Source organism: Bifidobacterium sp. LH_389 (assembly GCF_056357235.1).
In genome coordinates, this window is record NZ_JBKEVR010000003.1 from 71526 (window position 1) to 81695 (window position 10170).

At 57.0% G+C, this 10170-nt stretch carries 6 protein-coding genes; 3 read left to right on the forward strand and 3 right to left on the reverse strand.

Annotated features, from left to right (window positions below; translation table 11 throughout):
• Positions 1 to 1147 precede the first annotated feature (1147 nt).
• On the forward strand, positions 1148 to 2116 hold the full coding sequence (locus AC1AZA_RS04525) for a ParA family protein (RefSeq protein WP_476513757.1): 969 nt from the start codon (positions 1148 to 1150) through the stop codon (positions 2114 to 2116).
• A gap of 10 nt (positions 2117 to 2126) precedes the next feature.
• Positions 2127 to 3608: a ParB/RepB/Spo0J family partition protein gene (locus AC1AZA_RS04530; RefSeq protein ID WP_476513561.1), complete on the forward strand. Its 1482-nt coding sequence runs from the start codon at positions 2127 to 2129 to the stop codon at positions 3606 to 3608.
• 283 nt (positions 3609 to 3891) lie between these two features.
• On the opposite strand, the gene AC1AZA_RS04535 is transcribed toward AC1AZA_RS04530, so the two are convergent.
• Positions 3892 to 4725 (reverse strand): hypothetical protein, encoded by an 834-nt coding sequence (locus tag AC1AZA_RS04535; RefSeq protein ID WP_476513562.1) that lies wholly within the window; start codon positions 4723 to 4725, stop codon positions 3892 to 3894.
• A 490-nt stretch (positions 4726 to 5215) separates the two neighbouring features.
• Between AC1AZA_RS04535 and AC1AZA_RS04540 the strand changes: the two genes are divergently transcribed.
• Entirely contained in the window at positions 5216 to 7024 is a 1809-nt protein-coding gene (locus AC1AZA_RS04540) for a DUF2264 domain-containing protein (RefSeq protein WP_476513563.1), read from the forward strand.
• Between the two features lie 80 nt (positions 7025 to 7104).
• Here AC1AZA_RS04540 and AC1AZA_RS04545 read toward each other — a convergent pair whose 3' ends face one another.
• Both AC1AZA_RS04545 and AC1AZA_RS04550 read right to left on the reverse strand, forming a co-directional pair.
• Positions 7105 to 7563: an Hsp20/alpha crystallin family protein gene (locus tag AC1AZA_RS04545; RefSeq protein WP_476513564.1), complete on the reverse strand. Its 459-nt coding sequence runs from the start codon at positions 7561 to 7563 to the stop codon at positions 7105 to 7107.
• 1314 nt (positions 7564 to 8877) lie between these two features.
• A complete protein-coding gene (locus AC1AZA_RS04550) occupies positions 8878 to 10095 on the reverse strand; it encodes an NAD(P)/FAD-dependent oxidoreductase (protein WP_476513565.1) in 1218 nt (405 codons plus the stop codon).
• Positions 10096 to 10170 lie beyond the last annotated feature (75 nt).

The window sequence follows — 10170 nt, forward strand, 5'->3', positions numbered from 1 at the left end:
TGGCTAGCGGGGTTGCTCTCAATCGTGCTGTTGCATTGTTTCACGTGAAACAATGCATGCATCTGTCTCTTTGCTGCGTGAGATTATTGCCGAATGGCCTGTTATTGTGTCGAAACCGTGTGATGCTTGATGTGAGGGCGATGGTATTGGTGATTTGACCGTGACGGTTTGCTTCTTCTTGGTTTGTGCATGGTAGCGGTAGTGTCTGCATCTCACGGTGGTCGTGTTTCACGTGAAACATCGTCGCCCAACATGTCTGTGTCAGTGCAGTTGGATGATTGACTGCTGATGCTGGCTGATCGTCATTTGCAGTGGAGCACGTCGGTCTATGGCCGTTTGGTTGCATGTGACATGCCATTTCACTGTTTGTTTTAACGAATTCTTGTGCAGAGATGATGCTGCCGTGATCCGGATGACCTTGCGGGTTGTCTGTTGCCGTTGCATGCTTGGGTGGCAGTTGAGGGTGAGACAGGGCGTGCATTTCCCGCCTTCTATGTTTCACGTGAAACAGGGTGTTGAAGACAGTTGCTGATGGTGAATATGACGTGCACGGGGGCGGGGACGGTAGGAATGCAGTGGTGAACTGGTCTGCCGTGTGGTGTGCAAGGAGTTCGCTTCCGTGCGTATGCTCCACGTGATTGGAGTTGCTGTATCCGGGAGAAGATCAAAGCACCGCAGTGCCTCGGGGTTAAGCGCTTGTGTCGGGTGTTACCGTGCTCTCGAGTTGAGGGAAAACTGGGAGTACGGCGAAATTCTAAAGTGCGGGAGACTTTGCTGGCGCGTAGATGATAGTGCAAATCGGAAAGCGGATATAGGGCGTGAGGCATGTCGTGGATTCCCGTGTGAGCTGTGGAAAATCTCTGAAGTTATCCACAATTGTGGAGAGTGCCTTCACTTATCCACAGGTACAAGGAGTAAAAATATGCAATGTGTGGAATCGTTGCAATTTCAAGGTTTATTCGATGTGGAAAGTAGTTGGATTTGGCAATGTGTCGCTGATTTGTCCACACTTATCCACAGGTATTCACGGCGGTGTGCACAGTCTGGTGATCAGCGGAAAATCCCCTTAAATGTCCAGTGAATCCACAAGACTTGACCGTACTGTGTGTGTAAGCGAGGAGGACCTGTGGCGAAGGCGAACAACGAGGTGACATCGTCGATGGCGGAGGATGATGAGCTTGAATCCGCCGATGATGTGATCAAGCGTATTTTTTCCGATGGGACTTCCTCATTGGGTGCGCAGATGTCTTCGATGAATGATCGGAGCAAGGCATTGGATGGTACGCATTACCCACGTCCATCGAAAACGCGTTTCATTGCCGTAGCAAATCAAAAGGGTGGGGTGGGTAAGACCACATCAACAGTGAACGTTGCCGCGGCCTTGGCCAAGTCCGGTGCCCGTGTACTGGTCATTGATATGGATCCTCAGGGCAATGCGTCCACAGCGTTGGGTGTGCCGCATGGTTCGGGTCAGCCTTCGGTGTACGACGTGATCGAAGGGCGTAAGGGGATTGCGGACATCAAACTGCCGTGCCCGGATTTTTCCACGCTGGAAGTTGTTCCTTCCTCCATCGATCTCAGTGGTGCGGAACTGGAATTGGCAGATCTGCCCCATCGCAATACGTTGCTCAAGGACGCGCTCAAGACATTCTTGAACGAGTCTGCCGTCCATTATGACTATGTGTTCTTCGACTGCGCGCCGAGCCTTGGTCTACTGGTGTTGAATGCACTGTGTGCAGCGCATGAGGTGATGATTCCTATTCAGGCGGAATATTACGCGCTTGAAGGTCTTGGCCAGTTGATTCATACCATTGGGCTGGCGCAGTCCACGCTGAACAAGCATCTGGTGATTTCCACCATTCTGGTAACCATGTATGACCGTCGTACCCTGTTGAGCAAGGAAGTGTATGACGAGGTCAAGAAGCATTATCCCACGATCATTTTGGACACTACCATTCCTCGCTCGGTGAGAATTTCCGAGGCGCCAAGCTTCGGGCAGACGGTGATCGCCTATGATCCGCACGGCGCAGGTGCCGTGGCCTACAGGGAAGCGGCTTTGGAAATCGCTCAGCGGTCCGAAGCAGCTTTGCAGCTTATCCAGGATACGAAGAAATGAGGGCTGAGTGATGGCATCGCGTTCACGTTTGGGCAAGGGACTTGGAGCGCTGTTTCCCACGCTGCCCGGGGAAGATGAAGACCGGGAGAAGGATCAGCAGGAGAAGCCTGCTGCTGATGTTTCACGTGAAACATCAGCAAGGGCTCAGCAGAGAGGCAAGTCGTCTGAAGCTCAGCATGATGCCGGGAATCATGCTACTGCAACGACCGGCGAGGTCAGGGCAAATTCAGTAAAGTCCGGACGCATCAAGCGTGCGGCAGTTCCCGCCTTGGGAGATCTGACCCACCCTGCGGATATGTTCTTCGGAGGGGATGGCTCTTCGGAGGACACCACTTCCGGATTGGCGACACCATCCGTTGCTACTCGTTTGCTGGAGACGGTGGATAACCGTAATATCGCCATCGCGCCGGGCAATACGCATGGGTCCATCGCGGGGTCGGATGGTGAACCGTCCGATGGCAAACACGATGTTTCACGTGAAACATCGAAGGAATATGATGCAGCACCGTCCTCAAATGACTCCACGGAAGAGCCGCTGAAGCCTGTTGCTGGTGGTTATCTGGCCGAACTGAACCTAGTCGACATCGGTCCCAATGTCCATCAACCGCGGACCATCTTCGATGAGGACGATCTGATGGAATTGGCGGATTCCATCAAGGAAGTCGGCGTATTGCAGCCCATCGTGGTTCGTCGGCGTCCCAAGTCGCAGATCGTTGCTGCGCAGGCCGCGAAGGCTGCTGCAGCTCAGGTCGCTTCCTCTCCGCAAGACGATGCCGATGGTTCGCATGAAACGCCGGGCACATTGAATTTTGCGGATCGCATGGACAGCCCCTATGAGCTGATCATGGGGGAGCGGCGTTGGCGCGCCTCTCAGATCGCAGGATTGAAGACCATCCCGGCGATTGTCAAGACTACGTCGGATGACGATATGCTGCGCGATGCGTTGCTAGAGAACCTTCATCGCGTCGCACTAAATCCGTTGGAAGAGGCTGCTGCCTACCAGCAGATGATCAAGGAATTCGGTCTGACGCAGGAGCAGCTGGCCAAGTCGGTTTCCAAGTCGAGGCCGCAAATCGCCAACATGCTTCGACTACTCCAATTGCCTGCAGCTGTGCAGAAAAAAGTGGCTTCCGGTGTGCTGTCCGCGGGTCATGCACGAGCCCTGCTGGGATTGGATTCCGTGGAGGACATGGAAAAGCTGGCGATCCGAATCATCGGTGAGGGACTTTCGGTGCGTTCCACCGAAGAGATCGTTGCCATGATGACGATGACGGAGAAGGATGCCGAGAAGCCGAAGGCTCAGCGCCACAACAACGTTTGGGCCGGTTCCGCAGTGCAACAAAGTCTGGAAAACCGTTTCGAGACCAAGGTGGCCATCAAGGGGACCCGCAAACACGGTCGTATTGAGATCACTTTCTCCTCGCCGGAAGATATGGACCGCATCATGGCGCTGCTGAACCCTGATGCGTCTAAGTCCGACGGTTGGGTCTGATCGGTCCTGTTCGAAGTGTCGATGCGAAGGGTGGCCGCCAAACGAGCAATACAACGCTTGGTGACCACCCTTCGTTGGTATTCGCGGCTTTCCCGTGGCTATGGACAGCAGGGGCTTTGTGCTGTGATGTCAGCATCGGCAGTCCTCATTTCTGCCATGATGCCCGATCCGATTCGCCAATGTTTCACGTGAAACGGGTAGGTGCGAAACGAGACATCGCTCACTGATGTTTCACGTGAAACATGTGGATGTAGAAAGGTACCGCCCGTTGAAGCGAAAGCCATTACTCGCAATGTACGGGCGTGCGGTAGGTGCTCACCAGATAAGGATTGTCAGGCATGGGCCTGGCCGCGTTGCCATTCCATTCGATAGTCCATGTTGGGTCTCCGAATGGATCATTAGCTGATCCATCACGGTGCATCCAGCCGGCATCGGTATTTAGGGGCACGATGTGCCCGCGAGGAACAATGAGAAAATCGCCGTTCGATGACCACATGGCACTGCCGTAAGTGGCGATGACCGTGCAGCCATTGGGGCCTGCCGGAGACAATACATGCAATCGTTCGGCACCGAATGCCAGTGATAGCAAGCACATGCCCGATTCGGTGAACATCAGCAGCGTCACCAATGTGGCGACGAGCATGCGGACTCCCTTTGGCAGTCGATGAACGGGCTTTTCACCGAGACGGAGCAGCAGCCAGATCATCCAAACACCAATGACGAAGATGGACATCCATCTGAGATCGATGAGCACGCCGTATACAAGAACGGGAATTGGTGGGTGCAGAGGCGGCCATCCCGGTTCGCCGATGGCAATCTGCTCCGCCACAGGAATCAGTACAAGCAATGTGGTAAGCACAAGGGCAAGCGGCAGGGCGACACGTCGTGCAACAGTACGAGCGGGATTCCGGATCGTAGTCTTCGGTGATGCCGGTTGCTGCGGCAGATCATGTGATAGGGCATGTTCATTGCCGGACACGGCGATAGTGTTGAGTACGTCAACGTGGCCGACCATGCCGGCAGTTGTATTGGCGGTCCCGGTCCGGTGCACTGCGGGATCGCGGGCGTACTTGTCGGGATTGCTGTGCCGGTCCGGATTGTGTGTTGCCGATCCCATTCATCTGCCTCTTTCCGACCAGTTCTTGCCTCCAGCATATCGTTCGATGTGCAACGAAACGGTATCGATTGGTAGATGGCGGCTTCACCACGGGCGAGGCAGGTTAACACCAGAGGAGTTGATGTGAGGCGGTAGGAAATGAATCAGTAAGGCCGACCGATGAAGAGAGTCCGACTGATGAAGAGAGGCCGACCGGGGAAGGGGAGGGACTCACCGGTGAGGGGACTGATCGGTCAGGGATGCCGACTGGGGGCGAACAGTCGTTGAAGTGAACGTTCGGCGAAGTGAGTGTTCCTCCAAGGAATTGGGGGAGAGGATGTTCCTTGCGACGAGCAGCATAGCTACAACGCTGTTGTCAATAACCTTCCATCAATAACAGTTGGTTGACGATATGGTCTCCTATGATGGCAGAAGTGTTTCCCCCTCAATGGCAAACCGCCAAACAGGCAAGCCACTGAGTCGCAACAATATCGCAACAAAGGAGTCCGATATGCCAGCAGTCCAGCCGATCTCCCAGCCGAACCATCGGCAACACCAACCCGTCCCTGTCACTCGTAGTGATTTCGCGGCGATCATGCTGCACTATCTGGAGCCGCTGAAAAGCCACTTCAGCGAAGGCAAGGCCCGTTTGCGTTTGGGTGGATTCTCGGCTGCCTACCCGGATGAAGCAGCCGAATTGGAATCGTGGGCGCGTCCGCTGTGGGGGCTTGGTCCCTTCTGGGCGGGTGGCGGCCATTGCGAATGGCTTGAAGATACGTACAGGACCGGTCTGATCAATGGCACCGATCCAAGCCACCCTGAATACTGGGGTGCACCCGGTCCGCACGATCAGCGGTCCGTGGAGGTTCCGGCCGTCGCCTATGCGATCATGCTTGCTCCGCACGTCCTGTGGGATCCGCTCACCCCATCCCAACGTGAGCAGGTGGCTGCATGGCTCAATCTGGTCAACCGTCCCGAGGCCGCTTGCCCGGACAACAACTGGCTGTTCTTCCCGGTGATCGTCAACGTTGCCCTGAAGCGGCTTGGCATGCCGTACAGTGGCGAGTTGATCCGGCGCAATCTGGAACGGCTGGATTCATTCTACGCGGGCGGAGGCTGGTACCACGATGGCATCAACACCAACGGCAGCTACGACTATTACAATCCGTATGCCTTCCACTTCTATGGTCCGCTGTTCGCACTCTATGCGGCAGGCGAATATCCATCTCTCGCTTCCGCATTCCTTGAGCGAGCCAAAACCTTCGCGCCTACCTTCGTGAACCTGTTCTCCGATCGTGGAGAGTCGGTCCCGTACGGCCGCTCACTTACGTACCGTTTCGCCCAATGCGCCTTCTTCTCCTTTGCTGCCGGCCACAAACTGGATTTGGGGCCTCAGTTCACGCCGGGGGTGCTCAAAGGCATTGTGGCGCGCAATCTCGCATTCTGGGCCGGGCTTACCACCTGTGATAACGGTGGTGTACTCACCGTGGGCTACCATTACCCCACATTGTTTGAATCCGAGGAATACAACGCGCCAGGTTCGCCGCTGTGGTCCATGAAGGCGTTCGCGTTGCTATGCCTGCCTGCGGACGATCCGTTCTGGGCACTCCCTAACGAACCGTTGCCCTGCGAGGATGGTCTGTACCGGGTTACGCCTGGCGGAGAGCTTGTAGTTCAGCGGCACCACGGCGAGGCAACTCTCTACGTATGCGGCCATCAGCCCGCCGGTGCCAACCCGCACTACGCGTCCAAATATGCGAAGTTCTGCTACTCCACGCAATATGGCTTTTCCATGTCGCGCTCCGAACGCACACTGCGCGACGCTGGTACGGACAGTTCGTTGGCATTCGTCATCAATGATGGTGGGGACGCAGACGGCAGGAATGTGCGCGTGGTAACCCGTAGCTTCATTGCCAAGGACGCATTCGCTTGGGATGGCACGGTGCTGAAATGCACTTGGTCGCCGTGCCGGGGTATCAACGTGGAGACGCGTATCACGCCGTCGGCCGATGGCAACGGTCACCGACGCGAACATGTGATTCATTCCGACATCCCCTGCGTGGCCTATGATTGCGGCTTCGCAGTCCCATCCGATCGCCGTGCCGGTGAAGACGACAACGCATGGCGTGCCCGTATCAGCGGTATGTGCTCGGTGCGGTCGGTTCAAGCCCCGGTCGGCTCGCAGACTGACCTGTTCCCTCTGCGCCCGAACCTCAACCTTATGGCACCTCATGCAGTTGTTCCCGCAGTGAAGGTGCCGATCGAACCGGGTACCACCACGATTGTGACCGAGGTGAGTGAGGGGCCGATCGGCCGTTAAACAACGAACCCCGTGAATAAGGATTCTGTCATCCTTGTTCACGGGGTTGAAAACATTGGACGCCGTTCAGGGCGAGTGGTTCAGCCTTCGATGGCGATCCGATGCGTGGCTTCGACCTGCTGCTGCGCGTCAATCTTCGGCAGGGACAGGCGCAGCGTGCCGTTGGTGTAGCTGGCGTGGATGTCGGATTCCTTCACCTGATCGCCGACGTAGAAGCTACGAGAGCAGGTGCCCACGTAGCGTTCACGACGGATCCACTTGCCGTCCTGCGCCTTGTCGTCAGAGTGTTCGTCCTTGCGGGCGGACACGGTCAGGTAACCGTTGTTGAGTTCAAGGGTGATATCGTTCTTGTCGAAGCCCGGCATATCGATGTCCACGTCGTAGCCGTGGTCGGTCTCGCGGACATCGGTACTCATCATGTTCATCGGGGAAGCGACGGCCGAACCGTTGTTGGCGGTCGTGCGCCACCCCTCAAAGAACGGGTCATCGAACAGATCAGAGAACATCGTATCGTTCATCAAAGCCGGAAGCATTGCCATAATCGGTACTCCTTACATTTGCATGCATGGAGTGAAGCGGTTTGGCTTGGTCGGTCGCCCGACCTATCGTAGCCGTCTCCGGAACTCCTCCCGGAGCTCCTGCCTTTTGCCTTGCATCACTCCCAACCCTTCCCGGTGGCTGGCATTCCCGAATTTATCCTACGGTGAACAGGCAGCTACTCGCGGCAAGCAGGGATGCGCCTGTTGCTATGAGTCGGCTACGCTTTGACTGGCGAGCCGCTTGTGACAGCAAGCCGCTTGTGACAGCGTGGGTGTGGCATGGGCATAGTGTCCCCAGTTATGGGAAACACCTCTTGCCGGGACGACAAGAGGATACTTCAAGAAACAGTACAGAGAGCTCGCAGGGAAACGCGGGGGAGATGTGAGGTTGGGGAGGTTCACTATATATCAGCAGCCGGAAGGTTGCTGCATAATTGAATCCCTGTTTCTCTTCCCTTTTCCTCTCTTCGCGTTGAAGGCTCGGCTCCATCGGTGTCGGGCCTTCAGCGTTATTGGAGCCCTTGATTCACCATCGCTGGCGTCCATGTTGCGCAGTGTGAGCTTAGGGGGAGACCTGAGCCAAACAGACATCCTCATGGCAGGTTGAGCTGCTGGTCCTCGATTGGCTGCCGGAAATTGTGGGGCCGGAGACAGGGGGTGATTGACTCGCGACCGATGGCTCCTCGATAGGAACACGGCTGATGTTTCACGTGAAACATGAGTAACTATCGGCAGCATGGGCCGTGGGCAGGTCATGGGCATGCAATGAGCGGGAGAAACGTCGGAGGCCGTCAGGCCAGGTCGCTGGCTGGCCGTTGGCAGACGAGGCACGGGATCGGAAGGTGACCGATGAGTGTTGGCCGATGAACGATGATGAGGTGGCTTCTGTGTTTCACGTGAAACATGCGGAGAGCGTTGATGGCATAACGACGGAAGCTAGTTGTGAACTCGGCGGGAGGTTCGAGGGGCGTATGGCCGCTGTGATGTGACGATTTGGCGATAAGCGATGAGGATTGCGAGGACGATGAATCTGCATCCGATAGCTAAAGCTGACACTCTGATGTTTCACGTGAAACATCAGCCGTCTGGCAGCATGGGATCTTGGGTTGGTTGTGGGTTAGTCTTGGGCGGAAGGAATGCGCGTGATCGTCGTCAGGTCGGGTTGCTGGCTGGTCATTGACAGGCGAGGTACGGCGATTGAGGGTGGATAGATGACGACTGATGGATGACAACAATGGTCGCGCCTATGTTTCACGTGAAACATAGGCGCCGAAGAAGTGACCGGTAAGTAAAGCCGGATTGATTGATGTCGGCTCAGGCTTCGCCGAGGTAAGCCTGAGCATCCAGGGCGGCGCGGCATCCCATGCCGGCCGCGGAGATGGCCTGACGATACACACGATCAACGGCGTCGCCAGCAGCGAATACGCCGGGCGTGGAAGTCCGAGTGGACGCTCCCTCGACGATGATGTAGCCGTCGGCATCCAGATCGACCTGTCCCTTGAGGAATCCGGTGGAAGGCGTATGGCCGATCGCCACGAAAATACCACGCGCGGGAATCGTGGTGAGTTCGCCGGTCACGGTGTTGCGCAGCTCGACGGCACCGGCGTGGGTGGGTTCGGCGGCAGACGCATTGCTCAGACCGGGGATGCTGAGCGTGGGGCCTGAAGACAGCGTCAGCTTCAGACCGTTGCCTTCGCCAGGGGTCTTCCCGCCATCGCCATCACTATCGCCGTCGGATTCCGCGGAAGACTCCCCGGTCTTCGCGCCACCCAAGGGGAGAGTGCTTCCGGCACTGGCGAGACCGGGAATGGACAGTAGATTCGTGGCTGCAGCTGCCGGCGCCGCGGTAGGTGCCTCATTGGTGTCATGCTCGTCGCTGGAGAGCGGCAGCACGCGATTGACCACGCTGTTGGTGAGTACGGTGATCTTCGGGTCGGCCATCACGCGATCCACCATGATCTGCGACGCACGGAACTGGTCGCGGCGATGCACCAGCGTGACGGACGATCCATAGCGCGTGAGGAACAGGGCTTCCTCCATGGCGGAGTCACCGCCGCCCACCACCACGATCGGCTGGTCCTTGAAGAAGAATCCGTCGCACGTGGCGCAGTAGGACACGCCGCGGCCGGAGAATTCCTCCTCGCCGGGCACGCCGAGCTTGCGGTACTGCGAACCGGTGGCCACAATCACCGCGCGGGCATGCAGCACGTCGCCGCCATCGCAGGTGATGGTTTTCACTTCGCCGGAAAGATCCACAGAGATTACGTCGTCATGCAGCAGTTCGGCACCGAATTTTTCGGCCTGCTCCTGCATGCGGGTCATGAGTTCGGGTCCGAGCACGCCGTCCGGGAAACCGGGGAAGTTCTCCACTTCGGACGTGTTGGTGAGCTGGCCACCGGGCATAAGCGCCCCGGTAATAATCAGGGGCTTGTAGCCTGCGCGCCCAAGGTAGATGGCGGCGGTGTAGCCGGCAGGGCCGGAGCCGATGATGACGGCGTCGAGAGTGGTTGCAGTATCGGTCAAGTCAGTCATAAACCCAGCATACCGAGAGCCTGCGGCCGACGAAATGGGAATTTCGCGGACAGGAATCATCGGCGGGCAGGTTGA